The 19,384-nt window shown below is 44.8% G+C and carries 14 protein-coding genes; 9 read left to right on the top strand and 5 right to left on the bottom strand.

The window, feature by feature from the left end:
- Window positions 1–77 precede the first annotated feature (77 nt).
- Window positions 78–1,313, top strand: a complete 1,236-nt coding sequence (locus QUA78_RS13245; protein ID WP_333301840.1) for a DUF4062 domain-containing protein — start codon at window positions 78–80, stop codon at window positions 1,311–1,313.
- A 27-nt stretch (window positions 1,314–1,340) separates the two neighbouring features.
- On the opposite strand, the gene QUA78_RS13240 is transcribed toward QUA78_RS13245, so the two are convergent.
- The 5 genes from QUA78_RS13240 to QUA78_RS13220 form a co-directional block, all read right to left on the bottom strand.
- Window positions 1,341–2,213: a macro domain-containing protein gene (locus QUA78_RS13240; protein WP_333301841.1), complete on the bottom strand. Its 873-nt coding sequence runs from the start codon at window positions 2,211–2,213 to the stop codon at window positions 1,341–1,343.
- Window positions 2,214–2,277: 64 nt separating this feature from the next.
- A complete protein-coding gene (locus QUA78_RS13235; protein WP_333301842.1) occupies window positions 2,278–3,918 on the bottom strand; it encodes a hypothetical protein in 1,641 nt (546 codons plus the stop codon).
- An 86-nt stretch (window positions 3,919–4,004) separates the two neighbouring features.
- Complete coding sequence (locus tag QUA78_RS13230; protein ID WP_333301843.1) at window positions 4,005–5,198, bottom strand: glutathione S-transferase family protein; 1,194 nt, start codon at window positions 5,196–5,198, stop codon at window positions 4,005–4,007.
- Window positions 5,199–5,438: 240 nt separating this feature from the next.
- Entirely contained in the window at window positions 5,439–6,323 is an 885-nt protein-coding gene (locus tag QUA78_RS13225; protein ID WP_445302350.1) for a tetratricopeptide repeat protein, read from the bottom strand.
- Between the two features lie 211 nt (window positions 6,324–6,534).
- Window positions 6,535–9,768 (bottom strand): ATP-binding protein, encoded by a 3,234-nt coding sequence (locus QUA78_RS13220; RefSeq protein ID WP_333301844.1) that lies wholly within the window; start codon window positions 9,766–9,768, stop codon window positions 6,535–6,537.
- A gap of 396 nt (window positions 9,769–10,164) precedes the next feature.
- On the opposite strand from QUA78_RS13220, the gene QUA78_RS13215 reads away from it, so the two are divergent.
- From QUA78_RS13215 to QUA78_RS13185, 8 genes are all read left to right on the top strand, one after another.
- A complete protein-coding gene (locus QUA78_RS13215) occupies window positions 10,165–11,100 on the top strand; it encodes a circadian clock protein KaiA (protein WP_333301845.1) in 936 nt (311 codons plus the stop codon).
- Between the two features lie 189 nt (window positions 11,101–11,289).
- Window positions 11,290–11,604 carry a circadian clock protein KaiB gene (gene kaiB, locus QUA78_RS13210; protein ID WP_172190796.1) on the top strand — a complete coding sequence of 105 codons (315 nt, stop codon included), beginning with the start codon at window positions 11,290–11,292 and terminating at the stop codon, window positions 11,602–11,604.
- 339 nt (window positions 11,605–11,943) lie between these two features.
- On the top strand, window positions 11,944–13,506 hold the full coding sequence (gene kaiC / locus QUA78_RS13205) for a circadian clock protein KaiC (RefSeq protein WP_333301846.1): 1,563 nt from the start codon (window positions 11,944–11,946) through the stop codon (window positions 13,504–13,506).
- A gap of 353 nt (window positions 13,507–13,859) precedes the next feature.
- Window positions 13,860–14,060 carry a diguanylate cyclase domain-containing protein gene (locus tag QUA78_RS32855; RefSeq protein WP_445302448.1) on the top strand — a complete coding sequence of 67 codons (201 nt, stop codon included), beginning with the start codon at window positions 13,860–13,862 and terminating at the stop codon, window positions 14,058–14,060.
- 289 nt (window positions 14,061–14,349) lie between these two features.
- Window positions 14,350–14,709, top strand: a complete 360-nt coding sequence (locus QUA78_RS13200; RefSeq protein WP_445302447.1) for an EAL domain-containing protein — start codon at window positions 14,350–14,352, stop codon at window positions 14,707–14,709.
- Between the two features lie 165 nt (window positions 14,710–14,874).
- Window positions 14,875–15,753: an alpha/beta hydrolase gene (locus tag QUA78_RS13195; RefSeq protein ID WP_333301847.1), complete on the top strand. Its 879-nt coding sequence runs from the start codon at window positions 14,875–14,877 to the stop codon at window positions 15,751–15,753.
- 5 nt (window positions 15,754–15,758) lie between these two features.
- Window positions 15,759–17,375, top strand: coding sequence for a diguanylate cyclase domain-containing protein (locus tag QUA78_RS13190; RefSeq protein ID WP_333301848.1), 1,617 nt, complete (start codon window positions 15,759–15,761; stop codon window positions 17,373–17,375).
- Window positions 17,376–17,623: 248 nt separating this feature from the next.
- A complete protein-coding gene (locus QUA78_RS13185) occupies window positions 17,624–19,057 on the top strand; it encodes a hypothetical protein (protein WP_333301849.1) in 1,434 nt (477 codons plus the stop codon).
- Window positions 19,058–19,384: the final 327 nt, after the last annotated feature.

The raw sequence follows: 19,384 nt of genomic DNA, 5'->3' as shown, positions 1-19,384 counted from the left end.
GTTTTTACCTATAAACTAACCAAATGGGGAAAAATATCACACTAGAAAGTTTCTGAATTAATTGTCACAAATATCCAATGCGTTACGATAGCTGGAACAACCTCTTAATTGACACAACAGCACGTCCCCAGCCTTTAGCTGAGGAGCGCTTTCGCGAGTGGGTTGCAGGTAAGGGAATTTTCATTAGTTCTCGGAGAGATGCCGAGATGAATCCAGTACGACAAGCTGCTCGACAATATTTATACGCAATAGGTGCTCATCCAATTATGTGGGAGGACATGACACCAAGAGATGAAGATTCTGAACAAGCTTATTTAAACGGTGTCGATCAATCAGATATTTTTGTGTTATTAGTTGGTAGAAGTTATGGTATCGCCGATTCCACAGGCTATTCACCCATCCATAAAGAGGGAAATCAGGCTACTAAACGCAAGATCCCACGCTTAATTTTCATGCTAGAGGGAATTCAAGACTATGAGCGAGACGGGCGATTAAATGATTGGCTTTTGTCCCTCTACAAGGAAGTTTCTGTTGCATCTTTTTCAACGACGCATTCTTTTGTTTCTCAGCTTGATGCTCGATTGCGAGAGATGGCTGCACGAAGTTACCGCTTTTGGATTAAACTTGGTAATCTCGTCTTTCCCGGTTTAGTCAAGAGTGAATCAATTCCATCAAGAGGTGGAAATCATTTTACTGTAACTGCACGAGTAACCCAAGGAAGTGTACGTCATGCCCTTCTAAGCCTGGGCAAACCATATAGATCCGACCAAGCATATATTAATTCCATAACTTGGTCCGATCAAAGTTTCCCCATCCAAGTCGATTCTGTTTCAACAGACTCGGAGTTTACAACGGAGAACTTAGTACGTATTGAATGTACAACACCTCAGAATTTTCATGGATATTCGGGAGATACCAGCAGGATGATATCAGTCGGTGGAGGTGTTCGTGGAAACTCTTTAGGACCAGCCGATATTGCGTATATTTGGGCAACCTTGGCTATTTTTGGTAAAGAGGTGGAGATAGATAGCAGTGTTCTAAGTCTGGCTCAATCATTAACAAGACTTGATACATCACCATTACCCGAACTCCTGCGTACAACAAAGGCATCAGGCTGGATTGCTGAAGGGTTGACAAGACTGTACATAGTTGAGGAGTTTCGACAACGGTATCCTGGGTATTTTGAATACTTGAATGTCGGACCTGCTACAGCAACTGGAGTCAGGGTTGATGCTTCTTTTGTCATTGAGTCAAGCTCAATGGTTGATAACAAAACTATTCCGATTCAAGGAGTTGTTCCGCTATTAGGTTAGCCTTTCTTAAAAAAAATTTTATAACTATCAGAAGCAGATAGATTCAAGAAATTCCTGTAAATCATAGAAATCTATAGAATCTAAATCTTCGACGTAAATCATTACGGTTAATTTTTTAGTAATGAAGGTTCGCTTTGTTTCAACGATAAAAGAGGTAATAATTAACTTGGCTAACTCAGTTCTAGATAAGCCAACACGAGCAAGGTCAGAGCCAATGATAGGTATAGCTACACCTGTACCTTGGCACTTTTGACGAACTTCTTTCCAGAGCTTATTCAGCGAAGTCATAATATAGTCGGTATTTGATTGAATATTCAAGTTATTGTTCATGTATCCATAAGCTGTCAAGAAATAGCATTTATTATGTGAACTGAGTGTAATTACTGTACCGATGGGGTATCGCCAAGTTTTTCCTCGACTTTTATCAAAATCTTCCTGGCGTTCGGTGTGATACGGTTGGAGGGCTAATTCAATATCTGCATCCAATCTGCTGCGATCGCCTCTATAAACCTTTGTAAGAAACTGTCCTTGAATACTGGAGTCTCGAATAATATCTCCTATTTCTGTATCAAAAGTATCGTTACAACCAATGACTAAATGCCCGTTTTCATCAAAGAGATCGCCTATTTTGATTTCAATATTTGAATCAGGAGAAATAAGTTTTTTAGATATAGCCATTCGAGGTCGGCATCGAATGATAGCAAAAATGAACGACAAAACTGCAAGTCCAAAGTAACCAAGCCAACCTATGTTGAGCTTCTCTGGGAAGACCAGCGTAGCAGGTTCAATAAATAGCCACAGTAAACCAAATGTACTTACGAATGAATTTACGAATCGCGGAAAGCTAATTTTAGTAATTAGCTTTAGATAGAGGCGGATTTTCACAGATTTATTTGACATTAGGTGTTAATTTCAAACTTTTATTGTACTAGATTATTCCTAACTGGATTGCCTGTTGCAATATTTATGCGTTACCAAGATCGCGGTAGCTCGTTATTCTTTTCCCAGATTTTGCTAGTTGAATAAGTTTGCTAACATTTTTATGAGGACTTGCTCGCCAAAAATCCGAACGACTTCGGCTAGCGATAGTGTCATACTTCTGTGCTGTGCGCTCTAAGTCATCTGCTGTATTGAAAATAGTTAAGATTGCTGATCCATATCTACCTTGTTGTAGTATTGCATCTTGAATTGACTTAATGATAAATCTATTCGTTTCCCAACGCCAAGTAAATGAGCCAAAATAAGGGAATTCTTCATTTAGATGAACCGATTTTAGAGAAAGCAAAAATTCAAAAAGATCGAACCAATTTAAATATTGAACTTCTTCTTCATAAGGATATAGCTTACTTTTGATTAGCGGAGCAAGATGGTCACTGACGGGAGTGTTTCTTTGTTCAAATCCAGGTTCGATAAGTTTCCCTAGACGGTCATAGAATACAGATCTCGGATCTAATTTGTTTATTAAGTTAAATTCACGATCGTAGTCAAGTGAATAGATTTGACGCTCTAAAGCTTCTCGCAAAAAGTTAGTTTTCCTTGAACGAAGTGCAGAAATTCCTACAGTGTAGAGTAGAAGTAAAGCAGGATAAATCTTGATATTATTTACCCATAGGTATCCACTTTCAACCTTTCTGGTACTGAGACGCTCTATCCAGTCACCAACAATATCTAGCCAATCGACTGAGGAATCGTTTCCATATTTGCAAATCGTGGCAATTGCATAGATAGAAGGTGTAGTGGCTGTTTCTAAAATTTGAGCAATTACTGAAATGGTTTCTACTGTTGGTTGCTGACTCAGAAGAGCAGCGAGATCAGGAGAGCTAAGAACAAATTGAACCTTGGCGATTTCCTTTTCCTTTACCTCTTCCATGTCTTGAACACCGAAGGGAGACTCAAGTAGTTTTTTAACAGAGGTTTGAGCCTCTGTTAGGGTTTCAAACGAAATTTCAAAATTGGGAGAAGTTAGAACTGGTTGCGTTGGCAGTCTGAGCGCCTGTTCGATTGATTTTGCTTCCTGCTGTGCTGCTCGTCGCTCTCTATCCTCCCTAGTGATTTCTAAAACTGATGCAGTAATATGTCGGAAAACTTTCTCTCTGAACTCTTCAATAGTTTTATAGGTATCAGTCAATCCTTCCTTGTTTAACTCCTCTTTGTATTTTAGAAGGCGTTCGTACTGTTTTAGATCGATTCCTGAAGGGGGTGCTTCTTTATCCGAAAAGTAGACAATGCAGCGTTTTCCTTCATTATGTGCTCTCTCAATCTCTTCTACAGTACCTGAGTCGGCTTGAGGAGTGGGTGTCCCAAGTCGAGTCCAGAAGACAGCTATCAGGAGATCGCAATTGTCAACCAGTTGACGATTGATAATAGCTTGTCCGCGTTCCTCAAGATCAGGGGTTCCATCTGTTTCGCATCCCAAAGGCATCAGAACCATTTTCATGTCTGAAGAGTGCATTGAGTTCCAGTTGGCAATTTGTTGTCGAATAATTCCCCGCTCTTGAGTAACGTCTCCAGGGCTAGCAATTAGAACACGATAAAGCTTGGTATCAACTGGCATATTGTTGGGGTAATATTCTACTACAAGATTAACGATAATTACCTGGATCATCACCCTGAGTGATTTCTGAGTTTAAGTTTTCCTCTATGCCTCCAAAATTATCTTCAATGAAGATAGGAGTAATTTCCGATCGCCCCCTACACAAAATTAGCCGGATCTTGATCTCGCCGATGCTTCAGCAGAATCGGAGAACCTTTGCCATCACCCACCAAAGCCGCCGTTTCCTCCAACGCTTCCCTCAATCGCTTGGCCGCGTAGATGGACATATCGCGGGGCACATTCACCCGATCGCGCAAATACCGCAAAGCCGCATCAGAACCAGCCGGCGGCGTACAAACTTCGCCAGTCATCATCAAAGTTAAAGCACAACGCAAAGCCTCATCGAATAACTTGTCATCAGCAGGATTGACTCGAACGATGTTGCGCTGGTGCTTAATGACGCGGTGAAGTGCTTCAGCGCGGGAGGTTTCCGGTTCTGGATACATCACATCCGGGAGTCCAGCCCAAGGCCCATTATCCACGCGGGCTTTATTGAGTAGCATCTGAGGTTCGCCGTTTTCATAACACCCGCCCATCTGAGGCGGTAAATCGTGGACGTGGGTGTGAAAATCGCTCTGAGTGCCCCGATAGGTAGGGCGCGTTTCCATCGCCGCAAACCAGTCAGCAAAGCGCGGGTTTTCTTCCCGCATCGAGTAGCCTTTGTAGTAGTACAGACTGGCATTCATGCGTTCGACGTAGGGCGTAAAGATGACATCCGCAGTGCCAAATTCATCGAGGAAATAAGGCCCCGGAGTGCTAGCCAAGGCCTTTTCTACCTGGGCGACGACGCTGATAAATTGGTTGCGGTTGTGCTGTTCTACTTTGGCTGAACTTGCTGGGTAGCACAGCCAAGAGCACCAGGCTCTAAATAGCAGTCGCTCTAACCGCCGCATGGGTATTACTGCCGGGTTTTCCATGCCCAAACCCAAGGGGCCATAGACTCGTTCCAGCGCGATTAAGATATCATCGCTTTCGGTGATGATGCGGCCGTCTAGTTCGATCGCCGGTAGCATTCCCGATGGCACTTTCCGCTTGTACCAGCTTTCCTTTTCCCCATAGCAGAACATTGTAACTTTGTCAATACGGTAGGGGATTTGTTTTTCTTCCAGCCACAGCCAGATTTTTTGGCAATAGGGACACCAAGCGTGGTTATCGCGGTACAGGGTGACTCGCACATCGGATTCGGTTTTGCCGAAGAGGCGCAAGCGCGATTGGGCGTTGGTTGGCCCGTTGACGCGATCGACTTCAAAGTCTGTGAGGGCTTCTAATTCTGTCCAGCTTAGGGGGGTCATGCGATTTTAGATTTTAGATTTTAGATTTTAGATTTTAGAGTGGAGAATTGAAGACAGCGATTTCTTCGCGGTAATAATAGAACTTACGCACCAACTCTATTTGTAGGGTGCGCAGTGCGCACCTTACCCCTACCCATAGCGCATTCAACTATTTTTTGGTCTTAGTCCTGAATAAGATAGTTGGTTCTGAGTTAAAAAAGGCTTTGAGGACTCAAGTCCTCACTACAAACGTAACTAGAATTAAGGCGACATTTGCGGAGACGGTGGGGCGTCTTCAATTTTGGCTAGTGCTGCTTTAATTTGGGGAGTGGCCAGGAAGTTTTGGGTAGCTGCGATCAGGCGATCGCCCCAGAGGTTTTCTTTGAGAAAATTTACAGTGGCATAGCGTTTGTCCAATTTCAGGGCGGCTTCTCCCATCGCTAAACCTTTTTCTTTGTCGCCTTTGGTGTAGAGTGCCACTGCTAGAGCTAGCATTGATTCTGCTGCTTTGTTGTCGATCGCGATCGCCTGTTCCCAGCGTTTTATAGCGCCATCGGCATCTCCCATTTCGTATTTGACTAATCCGATATTATTAATAGCGGGCCACAGGTTTTTTTCTAAAGCAAAGGCTTTTTCGTATTGGGCGATCGCCCGATCGAACCGCTTTAGCTTATAAAAAGCATTGCCTAAATCAAATAATGCACCTGGAGTGTCTGGTTTTAATTTCAACCCTGCTTGCAAATATTCGGCTGCTTTCTCGTAGTTCGCTTTCCGAAAGTGAGCTTCTCCCAATACAAATTTAATTGAAGCATTTTCTGGCGACAGAGATTGAGCTTGCCCCAAAGCTTCAATGCCTTTGTCAAACTGCTCGACTTGAAGATACAAGCTGCCTAACAAAGTCCAAGTTTGAGCATTCTTGGGGGCTAACTGTGTCGCTAGTTCGGCTCTGGGTACGGCAAGTTCGTACTGCTGGAGTCTGGCTAACTGGACGGCTTCTTCTGCAAGGCTCAAGGCTGTCTGTTCGAGTTGGGCCGAGTCAATTTTCAGGGTGTAAGGCAGGAGTGCCTGTGCCACAGCAGGCTCGGGCATTGCTCCCAAACCGAGTGCGAGTAGCAGAGATAATAGTAGAGGAATCCGATTAGGCACGCGATCAGCCCCAGCAAAAAATATAAAGGTTTCTCGATCGCCTATAATAACCCATATTTTTGAGTTTTGATATTGCTTCCTGACTCGCAACGCTGCGCGGTTTTCAGTTAAATAGTTCCCAAATTCTGTCTGCACTCAGGAATAATAGTTTTTCTTCACTGCTTTAGAGAGGACTTCAGTCCTCTCTAAAAACCCGGTAAATTATTCATTTTCAGCAACTTGAGTGAGTTAATAAAGTCTGTTGAATTTTGTCTAATAATTGTGCTTCCGACAAGGAAGAAGGCAAAATTTTGGCAGATACTTCTTGCAGCAGAAAGTCGATCGCCTCGGATTCCGAATTTACAACAGACCGATAATCCCAGACTAAAATCGGCAATTTTACTGGCATTTCCCGGAGGTTCGATAGCGCCTGCAGCATAGCGGTTGATTCTGAGGGGGCATCTCGCAAGCACAGCAAAACTAAGTCAACGCTTTGATATTGCAACTGCTGCAAAACTTCTGTCCAGCAGGGAGCGATCGACCCTCGAAATCCTGCGGTGTGGATGTATTGAATCAAACCTTGAAAGTTGGGAGTAGAAAACTTGGAATTGGAATTAGGAATCTCGGCATTGGTTGGTCGATCGCGATTTTCCAATTCTCCCGTCGGGTTCCCCCCAGCAGTGCGGTGCAAATCGGGTAAAGTCGAAATGTCGGCAAATAAAATGCTGGGCTTCCAACTCATGCCTGCAGCGACTTGAATCACTTGCCACAATGCACTAGCCACCAACCCAGTACCCGAAGTTTCACTGTCGTCGGGACTGCGGGTAGCCAAACAGGGAAATACCGACAATCCTTTGACTTGATTTGCCAGTTTCGTAGTTGTGGGGTCTAAAGTAACCAAGGGGAGAGAACCCAAATTTCGAGACCGACTTAACTCTTCGATAAAAGCTGAGGGGTTTTGCAGTTGACTTGTACCGTCCAAGACGATCGCGTCGGGGCGCCAAATTCTGGCCACGAGTTCTGCTTGGCCGAGGTCGTCTGCTTCTAAAACACGGCAGTAGTTGGGGTTGAGCAATAAAGCGGAACCTTGAGAGGAACTGTTTTGCGGGCTGAGCCACAACACGGTTAAAGAACTCCTCACTTTGGCGCTACTAGAATTACTGTGGCCGATCAAGTCTGCCAGCAGCCGCCGCAAAGCGGGTTCTTCCACCGGCAAGCTCAAAAAGCCTTCGGCTCTGTTGACACTGGCCCGTTCTTTTTCGCCTCTGGTGGCCGTGACGATCGCCGGAATCGATCGGGTATCCGGGTCGCTCTTGAGCAGCGTCAGCACGTCCCAACCGGACAGCAGCGGCAGCAGCGGGTTGAGGAAAATCGCTTCGGGACTGAACCTGCGGGCTTTTTCCAGCGCTTCGGTGCCGGAACGGGCGACTATTACTTGGTAGCCCAAACCCGAGAGGACGGTGGTTAAATCTTCGATATATTTGGGAACAGCTTCGACTATTAATACTAAACGAGAGCGAGAATTGGCGATCGGAGTCTGAGATTTTGGTTTTAATAATTCTTCCTCGGCGGCTGTACGTGCTGGGGATTCTTCTCTACTGTTTGCCGGAGGATGTGGCGGCAGTAGCAGGGTAAATTGAGAGCCTTGGTTTTCTGAGGAAATAAACGAAACGTCTCCGCCGTGGAGCCGAGCTAGGCGTTGAGTCAGTACCAGTCCCAGTCCAGTTCCTTGAAAGCGCCTGGTGAGGGGGCTTTCTAGTTGTTGGAATTTCTGAAAGATCAGGTGCTGTTTGTCGGCGGGGATGCCGATGCCGGTGTCCCAAACTGTGAATGCGAGCCAGCCTTCCCAAACATTTACTTTCAATCCGATTTTGCCGCCGGCTTCGGTGAATTTTAGGGCGTTGGAAAGGAGGTTAACGAGCATTTGCCGCAGTCGCAGTTCGTCGGCAATTAAGTGGCTCAGTCCCGGTTCTATTTCGAGTGTAAATTCTATTTGGGCGGAGGGTTCTGCGTTTGCTGCGCCGTTTGTTTTGCTCGGCTCCGGAGGGGCTTTTTCTTCTTGCTGTTGCAGTTGTTTTGCTTGTTCAAAGGCTCTTTTGCAGGTAGCTGCTATTTCGACCGGTTCGGGAATTAGTTCGAGCTGCCCGGTTTCCATCCGGGTCAAGTCTAAAATGTCGTTAACTATTGTCATCAAATGCCGCCCGCTTTTATGGATTAGTTTGGCGTAGCGTGTTTGGCGGTCGTTGAGTTCTCCGATCAATTTATCTTTGAGGAGGCTCGACAAACCGAGGACGGCGGTGAGGGGGGTTTTTAGTTCGTGGCTGATGCAGGATAAAAATTCGTCTTTGAGTCGGTTGAGGTGGATTAAATCTGCGTTTTTCGCTGCTAGTTCTTTGGCGACTAAATGTTCTTCGGTGACATCTTGTCCCATTACTAAAATTAGCTTGTCTGAGAGTGGCTGTTTGACAAATTGCCAGATCCGTTCTTGACCTTTTTGTACGGGGCACTCGCAAATGTAGGTGTCTGGTTTGCCGGCCATCGGACACCAAGCTGGAGCGGTTAATGTTGAGGGGGAGGCTGCAGCGTACAGGGGGAGCGGGCAACTGGTGGCTGGGGTTAAATCGCGAGCACCCGATCTACTTGCTCCTACTAGGCTCATGCACTCTTGGGTGATGGCTTCTACCTGCACGCTCTTGTATTCGGTTGTTAAATGGCTGGGTTTGTGGGGCGAGTGTTTGCGCAAATTTGCTGCTGGTTCTGGAACTGGTTCGGGGCCTGCTCCCAGCAAAGTCCGCCACGCTGCGTTTTGGCTGACTATTTGTGCGGTGGGGGTTTGCAATCTCAGGGGTAGGGGCAGTTTTTCTAGGAGTTGGACTAGGGAGTTCAGGTTTTCCGAGGGTTTCAATCCTGCTTCGAGAAAGCGCACTTGAGCGTCTAGGGCGGTGGCGATGGCTGCGGACACCGGCCTTAATTCAATTTCTTTGACGGCTGTTGGCTGCTCTGTGAGGCTGCCGATCGAGCTGCTGTTGAGTGCGGCGAATTGCAGCAAGCTCAGGCTGTCTAGGATTCCTAAAAATTTACCGCTGGCATCTGTGAGGGCGATCGGGCTGTTTGAGGAGCTGCTGGAGGTTTCGGGGCTTGGCCGGGCTGGGGTGTTCAGTTCCTCTGTTTGCAGGTACTGCCAGAATTCGCTGACGCTCAGAGCTGCGGGTAATGCCCTGACTGGTTCGATCGCGATATGGCTTTCTGACAAAGGTTGCTGCCCGTCGTTTGTACGATCTGCCGCGCGGGCCCAAAGGCTGCGGAGGTAAACTAATCCCAGGGGCTGTAGCTGTTCGTTGACTATTGCGACTCGATCGCAGTTCCTGGATCGGAAAATTGACTGCAGCGATTCTAGCGCCGCCGTTTGGAGGCACAGCGGCACTGGATCGATAAAATTTTTGAGACTGGGGCTGGTGGTTGACATAACAAACCTGAGAGTCTGCTATAGATAGCAGTAATATTTTTTAGACGTAATGTAGCTGAGGATTTCTGTATCTTATTTGTTTTATATCAGTTCGCTAGTATGCCGGGGCTCTGCACCGAGACCTGGGAGTTCGATGCCTGCACCTGATTTGAGGCGACTAGCAATTATTTTAAGGCTTAAGCTTAATTGCAGAAATCAAGCTCAGGGTGCTTGACACAAAAACAAAGGAGTACACTCGGATTATTCCTGTGCTGCAAACACATCGCTTATTTTGCGGTTAAGATTGGTTAAAATAAATGTTGAGATGATTGTTAAAATGTTAAGTTTTTTGTAAAGGAGATATCAACTCTGAGCGATCCAGCACTTTCGGGCAACTTAGGTGGTGCACCTACAGCTTTGCTTCCCCAACTGTCTATCGGTATTTTTGTCCGCTCTGAGGAAATCGCAGCCTCCGCGATCGAGCTTTTGAGGGGCGAACGCTATGCTTTAACGCACATTAAGTCGGCCGTGGAGTTTTTGGGGTTCCTTAAGCAGAATTACCACCTTGATTGTTTGATTTTTGAGGTGGATGGGGATCTGCGATCGCTTCTGGGCAAGCTGCAAGAACGATCGATCTTTTTGCCTGCGGTGATTTTTTCGCCCCAGCCCGGGGTGGAAGAAAAGCCCCAAGCACCATATTCAGATGGTTTTGAGGCGGCAGCCAGTACCGCCAACAATAGTCAAGAGGAAAGCTGTACTTTTTTTTATCACCCTGCTGAGGTGCAACTGGCAATCGCTCGATCGAGCGAAATAGGTTCAGGTATCGATCGGGCGATCGCACAATTTCTGAAACTTTCAACTCCGGTTCCTGTCAATTACCAATCCGCAACGGTCGATGCGACGGCCCAATTAACTGCTCAAAGTTTGCTAAGCCGACAGCAGAGGCGACTTGCGGAAAAATTACGGGAGCGATTAGGATACTTGGGAATCTATTATAAAAGAAATTCCCAGATTTTTTTGCGAAATCTGTCTGGATCGGATAAGCAAAAGTTTTTGGAGCAACTTAAGTCAAGTTATCGCCACATCCTTTTGCATTATTTTTCTCAAGATACTGCGGTCAACAATCAAATAGATGAATTTGTGAATTTGGCTTTTTTTGCTGACGTTCCCGTCACTCAAATTGTTGAAATTCACATGGAATTGATGGACGAGTTTGCTAAACAGCTAAAATTAGAAGGGCGCAACGAGGAAATATTGCTCGATTACCGCTTGACTCTGATTGACGCGATCGCTCATATGTGCGAGATGTACAGGCGATCGATTCCGAAAGAGGCATCTCAAGGTAAAAGGTAGAAGGGATTCGGCAGAATTTAAGAAAGAAGAAGGTAGAAGAGAGAATTTAACAAAGAAGAAAGAAGAAGACAAACGGCCGCGCGATCGCGAGGCGGAAATTATTATAAAATAACAAAGAACAGCGGATTTAAGAGAAATAACAACTATAACTAACATCTGACAACTAATACTCAACATTAAAAAAACTTCATGAGTTCTCTGAAAAAAACCTACGTTCTGAAGCTGTACGTTGCGGGGAATACTCCCAACTCCGTGCGAGCTTTAAAAACCCTCAAGGACATTTTAGAACAAGAATTTCAAGGAGTCTATGCGCTGAAAGTCATAGACGTTCTCAAAAATCCTCAGCTAGCAGAAGAGGACAAAATATTGGCAACCCCAACGCTGTCGAAAATCCTGCCACCGCCGGTGCGAAAAATTATTGGCGATTTGTCCGATCGCGAGAAAGTTCTGATAGGATTAGATTTGCTCTATGAAGAACTTCGCGAAGAAGACCTGAATTCATAAGATAATCAGGTGAGAGTCAGTCGATTTTAGATTTGAGGCTTCGGCGTGAGACGTTCGGCGAGCGCTCAGTCGAGCCGTCGAGTCGCGCTCAGTCGAACGATTTGAGATTTGAGATTTACTCCACAGATGAATCTGGGAGCTTGAACAAGAGTCTAAAATTTTGATTTTTCGACGACAGGAGTACGTGGCACGGTATCTGTTTTTGGGAGAGTCATTAGTCAGCAGTCAGCAGTCATTAGTTATTGAGCAAGAGCCAAAACTAAAAGCTGGGTACAAAGACTCATGATCGGCGGTTAATGAGTGACAACTAAAGAATACTGAGAGTTGACAAAAATCGACATGAATGAAATTAGTCAAACGGTTCAACGACAAGGATTGGTAACGGGAGGAGTTGAAAAAATTCGCACGATGATTGAGGGTTTCGATGACATCAGTCACGGCGGAATGCCGGTCGGCAGAACCACCCTAGTCAGCGGCACGTCAGGAACGGGCAAAACTTTATTTGCCGTACAATTTCTCTATAACGGAATTACCCATTTTGACGAAGCTGGAGTGTTCGTAACTTTTGAAGAATCTCCGACAGATATTATTAAAAATGCTTGCAGTTTCGGTTGGGATCTCGCACAGTTAATCGATGAAGGCAAGCTATTTATTTTGGACGCTTCCCCCGATCCAGAAGGTCAAGATATCGTAGGAAATTTTGATTTATCAGCCTTAATCGAGCGAATTCAGTACGCCATTCGCAAGTACAAAGCCAAGCGGGTTTCTATAGATTCGGTGACAGCCGTATTTCAGCAATACGACGCTGCATCTGTAGTGCGCCGAGAAATTTTTCGCTTAGTTGCGCGCCTCAAACAAGTAGGAGCAACTACAGTTATGACTACGGAACGGGTGGAAGAATACGGTCCGGTCGCTCGGTTTGGAGTGGAAGAGTTTGTGTCGGATAATGTGGTGATTGTTCGCAACGTATTGGAAGGAGAACGCCGCCGCCGCACCATCGAAATTTTGAAGTTGCGGGGTACAACTCACATGAAGGGCGAATATCCTTTTACTATGACTAATGACGGAATTAATATTTTCCCATTGGGGGCGATGCGATTAACTCAAAAGTCTTCAAACGTACGGGTTTCTTCGGGCGATAAAACTCTCGACGAGATGTGCGGTGGCGGTTTCTTCAAAGACTCGATTATTTTGGCTACGGGTGCCACGGGAACCGGCAAAACGCTGTTGGTGAGCAAGTTCTTGCAGAATGCTTGTATGAACGGCAATCGGGCGCTGCTGTTTGCCTATGAAGAGTCGCGGGCTCAGTTGTTCCGCAATGCTTATTCTTGGGGCATTGATTTTGAGGAAATGGAACAGAAAGGACTGCTAAAGCTGCTGTGTACTTACCCGGAATCTGCAGGTTTGGAAGACCACTTGCAGACTATTAAATCAGAAATTGCTGAGTTCAAACCTTCTCGAATTGCTATAGACTCGCTGTCGGCCTTAGCTAGGGGTGTCAGCAATAATGCTTTCAGGCAATTTGTGATCGGAGTGACAGGTTTTGCGAAGCAGGAAGAAATAACTGGCTTTTTTACGAATACAAGCGACCAGTTTATGGGTTCTAATTCGATTACGGACTCCCATATTTCTACGATTACTGACACGATTATTATGCTGCAGTATGTAGAGATTCGAGGAGAAATGTCCCGGGCAATTAATGTCTTTAAGATGCGCGGTTCGTGGCACGACAAAGGGATTCGGGAATACACGATTACTGAAAGAGGGCCACAAATTAAAGATTCGTTCCGTGGTTACGAACGGATTATCAGCGGTTCTCCGACTCGGATTACCATTAATGAGAAGAGTGAGCTATCGCGGATTCTCCAGGGTGTGCAAGGTCAAGAGGATGAGGATATTTGAGAGTTCGCAGTGATTCGTCGTTAAAATGAGGTTGGGTTGAGCTAGGAAACCCAACTTTTTTAATTTGAGAAGTTTGTGAACATTTATAGCAAGCGCGACAATGTTTTGGAGGTTCTTAATTGCTGAAATATGAGCTTTTATTGCCTTCTGCATAAGCCCGTTCTGCTATAGCAATCCCACTAAATAGGTTGTGGTAAAAATCTAGGGGTAAGCTGTTGTGCCTCTAAATTGTATATTTCAATGACATCTCAAAAATCATAACATCCTGTCCCCATCCGATTCTCGAACATAACAGAAAATCTTTCTGACTTAGCAGCTTAGTGCCGCGTCGTACCTATCCCTACTACCCCTAGATTAGGGGAACCACGGGCGATTGCCTCTACAAAAATATTAGAACTAATTTTATTATCAAAAATCATTATTTACACATCACTACCAGTATTGGTATCTCCCTATATCCACAAGATGCAATGAATGTTGATACCTTGCTCAACAATGCAGATATTGCCCTAAATCGTGTTAAAGGATCGGGGCGCAATACCTATAGTTTTTAGACAGCAACAATACCTTCGCCCGAATCGAATACCCTAGCTATTGGCGATCGAAATCGCTTGAATTGTGCTGGGAATGCGAATGCTTGCTGTATGAGCAACTCAGCTCTATTTGCAAACAAGTAGCCTTGCTGGTGTTTAAGTTCTCCTAGGATGGCATTCTCCTGAACTAGGTTGGATTCCTCCCGATCGATTTATTCCCATCGCCGAAGAAACAGGATTGATTTTGCCATTGGGAAAATCAATTTTAGGGCAAGCTTGCTGACAATATCAGCAGTGGCTAGGAGCAGGAATAATTCTTCCTAAGATTGCGGTAAATCTGTCGGCACGTCAACTCATCCAAGCAACTTTAATTAGTAAGAGCGGTCGCATTCTTGAGCGCACCGAGATCAAGCCGAAATATCTAGAGCTAGAGATTACCGAAACGGCAATGATGCTTCATTTTGACATTACATACAATGTTTTGAGCCTATTATCAGAGCGTGGTATTCGGATTTATGTCGATGATTTGGGGACTGGCTATACTGATTTTAACTACCAGAAAATTTTTCCGGTGAAATCGCTCAAGATGGATCGCTCATTTGTGCGCGATTTAGCCAGCGCTCCGATCGCGGAATTGACAAAGCCCTACTTGCAATGGCACATGGCTTAAATCTGAGCACAATAGCCGAAGCAATTGAAACCCCAGCGCAATTGCAATAGTTACAAGCTCTCGGCTGTGAAATCGGTCAGGGTTATATGTTTAGCAAGCCTGTCAGTGCTGAGGTTGCCACTCAATTAATCTGACATCCTGAATTGTTGTCTATCCCTATTTGGGATGAGCAATCCTTATAAAAGCGCCCAAAAGTCTTATAATCAACTTAATGTTCGTGTCGATCAAATGACTCAAAAAATTTTTTGGCGGAATAATATAAAAGTATTTGGACAAGGCACCCAGACCATGATGTTTGCTCATGGATTTGGGTGCGATCAAAATATGTGGCGTTTCGTAACACTGGCCTTCGAGAAGGACTACAAAATTATCCTATTTGATTATGTAGGTTCTGGAAAGTCTGATATTAGTGCCTACAGTTCTGAACGTTACAGCGACCTCTATGGCTATGTTCAGGATGTCCTCGATATCTGTATAGAATTAGCCTTGACTGATGTGATTTTTGTCGGCCATTCTGTCAGCAGTATGATCGGCATTCTGTCCTCAATTCAAGCTCCTAATTACTTTAATCGCCTGATTCTCCTAGGGCCTTCACCCTGCTACATCAATGATTTACCAAATTATTACGGAGGGTTTGAGCGCAAAGATATTGAGGATCTCCTCGATATCATGGAGAAAAATTACATTGGTTGGGCAAGCTTTATGGCGCCAATGGTGATGCAGAATCAGGATCGTCCTGAGTTAAGTGATGAGCTTGAGACAAGTTTTTGCTCCACGGATCCGGTGCTTGCAAGTCGCTTTGCCGAGGTGACTTTTTACTCGGACAATCGCAGTGATTTACCCAAGGTGTCAGTACCTTCACTGATATTGCAATGTGCTGATGACGTGATCGCTCCCACCGAGGTAGGGCATTACCTCCACCACCACCTGCCTAAAAGTACGCTACGGCTGATGACAGCTACGGGACATTGCCCGCATCTGAGTCATCCACAAGAAACGATCGAGATGATTAAGGAGTATTTGAGTGTACCTCATACTACCTGATTTGTATGGCAAACATGACCTACCAGATAGACGAGCTACTCAACACGTCACCCTGTGGATTCCTCTCGTTTGCTGACGATGGTACGATCATAATGGTCAACGCCACATTACTGCAATTACTCGGATACGAAACCGATGAACTGCAGGAACGGAAAATGGAATCCATTCTGCCGATCGCCAGCCGGATTTTCTTTCAAACCCATTTCTTCCCCCTGTTGAAGCTCCACGGTAAAGTAGAGGAAATTTACTTCTCATTAAGGTCAAAGCAGGGTAGTGATATACCCATGCTGATCAACGCTGTGCGTCGGAAGAACGGAGAAAAATTCGTCAACGATTGCATCTTGATCTGTATCCGCCAGCGTATTATGTACGAAGGTGAAATTATTAAAGCAAAAAAAGCAGCAGAGGCAGCTATTCTCGCCCAAAAGCAAGCGGAAATCGCTCTGCGGAAACAGTACGACAAGGCGATCTTACTTCAAGAAATTACTCAACACATCCGTCAATCTCTTGATTTGTGTACAATTTTTGAGATTGCTTCGCAGGAGATTCGCCTGTTTCTTGATGCCGAGCGCGTCGGCATATTTAAGTTCTATCCTGACAGTAATTTTGGATATGGTGAGTTTGTTTCAGAATCCGTAGGCGAAGGATGTAAATTGGTAATCATCAATCAATTTAACGACCAGTTTTGTGGTGAACAATACCCTAATATGTATCAAGAAACTAGAATGCAGGTAGTTGAATATATCAATAAAATTGACCTTCAACACTGTTACCGTGCTCTCTGGAAACAATTTCCGGTTCGGGCTAATTTAGTTGCGCCCTTGCTCAATGGAAAAGATTTGTGGGGGTTATTATGTATTCATCAATGTTCTGCTCCTCGGCAATGGGAAGAATTTGAAGTTGACCTTGTTAAACAGATTGCTAATCAGTTAGCGATCGCCATTAAACAAGCAGATATTTTTCAGAAGTTGCAGAAGGAATTGGCAGAAAGGCAGCAAGCCCAAGCGCGAATGAGAGAAATTAATCAACAACTTGCACTCTCTAACGAAGAACTAGCCCGCGCTACTCACCTCTTAGAACAAGTGGTCAATATTGATGGGTTGACTCAAATTGCTAATCGCCGCTGTTTTAATGACCGCTTAGAGCATGAATGGCAGCGGCTATACCGGGAACAAAAACCTATTTCTCTTTTGTTGTTTGATGTGGATTATTTCAAACGTTATAATGATTGCTACGGTCATCAAATGGGGGATAATTGTCTGTTCAAACTTGCTATGACTGTGCAAGAGGTGGTGTACCGTCCGGCGGATTTGGTGGCGCGTTACGGCGGAGAAGAATTTGGCATCATTTTGCCTAATACTGATCTTGAAGGAGCGAGTTCGGTAGCCCAACGGATTCACGCTGCTATTCAAGCTTTACATATTCCTCACAAAACCTCTGATGTGAGCGATGTAGTTACTATTAGTATGGGTATCGCCAACTTGATTCCGATTTCGGAACTATCATCGGCTGACTTGATTGCGCTCGCAGATCGTGCACTCTACCGTGCCAAGGAACAGGGGCGCAATCAGTCCGCGACCTGCGACTACAGCGGCGATTCGATTTTTGACACTGACGCTTAAATCACAATAATTGAGACCTAGGACAAAAATTCGTCCCCGGTCTCTCCAAGTCAGTCATTTTATAAATTTAAATGAGCACGGAGGGATTTGAATCAAAGCCTCGCTCTTGAATTACGAATTTCCGTCGTTCTAGCCATTTTTTGCACCCACTCTGAAAGTCCTGTTTTTGATTTGAGCGAACACTGAGCGACTTACTGTAGGCTGAGTGCATCAGTCAAACTCAGCACTATCAGAGTAGGGACCGAAAGATGAGCGAAAAATCTAATCCTGTCACTGTAAGTACCACCGCAGACTACCTTGTTGGTTACGAGCGGATTCTAGACTACTTCCAACAAGCACAGAAAGAATGCCCCAAGGGCGTAGGGCTAAAAAGAGACAGGAAAGCCAGTGGTGGTTACATAACGTTGCAATTCAAGTTAGGTGACAAGCGGGTCAACAAAACTTGTGGGTGCTACCTGACGATGCAAGGTATTACTGATGCTCTGAGGAAAGCTCATCTAGTTGCTAACGCTTTACAATCCTTCTCTAGCGAGAGTCGATTTTTAGCCTGGTATGATGATGTCATTTTGGATAAAAACGTTATCAAAAATGATTTGATAACGTTTGGGGAGGCGATAGCAAAAGTAGAGAAAGAATACTGGGAGGGACGTACTAAACGCCGTCAACAACGTGATAGGAATAATGCTAGCCATCAAAGCTCCTGGGGATGTGTTTACGGACAATATTTTAAACTGTTACCAAGGGAGGTCATTATAAACTCAGCGGATATTTTGGCTATCATTCACATTAAGAAGCAAGGAACTAAATGCTTCAAGAACTGCTTGTGTGCTATGAAAAAACTAGCTGAAACTATTGGCGATACTGAGTTGCTATGCAGACTTAAAGAAATTGACGGTACACAAACAGAATTTCGGGAAGACCTTCAAACTTTATCAGTGGATGATTTTCTCAAGCTTCGCATTCAGGTTCTCAGTGTCTCAGATGATAAGCGATACCATCTGGAATCGCGCAAACGGTGGCTGTGGGTGTGCTCAATGCAGATGGTGTACGGCTTTCTGGTTCACGAAGTGTTTGCTATTCAGAACATCGACAAACCTTTTAAAACAAAGGATGGCGTTATTATCCCGGCACTGATTGAGCCAAGCAACATAAAGATGATTGCTGTAGTTGGTGACAAGACATTACTCGACACAACGACTAAAACTGGCTACCGACTGTGTGTGCCGATGCTTCCCCCTACTCATCCTGACTTGATAGAGTGCCTAGAAATTAAGTCAGGTCAATTGCCTGAGATTGGTACGTTATCAAGTAATCCGAAAACAATTGCTGGACTGTATAGTGACCGCGCCCAAAATATTTTAAGAAGATGGAATAAAGGTTTTACTCAAACCCACGCTTTACGCCATCTCGCTAATCTCAGCGGTCAAATGGCTGGGATGTCTCAGGAAACAAGAGCTAAAAGTTTGGGGCATTCACCACAGATGAATGAAACTGTTTACAAGCGTCGCGCTAACACTGAGACGACAATTGATTTATTAACTCAGTCTACGAAGGAAGCTATTCCTTTAGGGAGTGCAATTGGGGTACTTAAGCAGTTAGGTAGTGATGTGAAAAATGTCAAACTGCTAGCTGCTATTTACGGCATTACACCTTACGAAGTGATGGAGTTGCTTGCCGAATAATTTGAAACAAAACTTTACACCCCTGTGTTGACAAGGGGAAGGAAGTCTGCGATCGTAAGTAACTAAGGAAGATTGATGCGCGACTGACTAGCGTACCACCGCTAACCAAGTCACGACTTCCCCAAACGTTCATCAACAACGGTTGGAGCCGAATAATTATGCCACATACAGACGATTGTCCTTGCGGACGATCGCAAAATTTAACGTTTGGGCTGGATGACAAAATTGTCCTTGACCGCAAAACTTTCAACCCACATTCCGCAGATGTGTGTGGAAATTTTTTATCAGTTGTGAAAAGTTGGAGTCAAAAAGTTTTTCCGTTTAACT

The sequence above is a fragment of the Microcoleus sp. K4-B3 genome (assembly GCF_036704615.1).
Taxonomy (GTDB): Bacteria; Cyanobacteriota; Cyanobacteriia; order Cyanobacteriales; family Microcoleaceae; genus Microcoleus.
The sequence above is the reverse complement of the archived record's forward strand: the minus strand, read 5'-3'. Positions and strand labels throughout refer to the sequence as shown.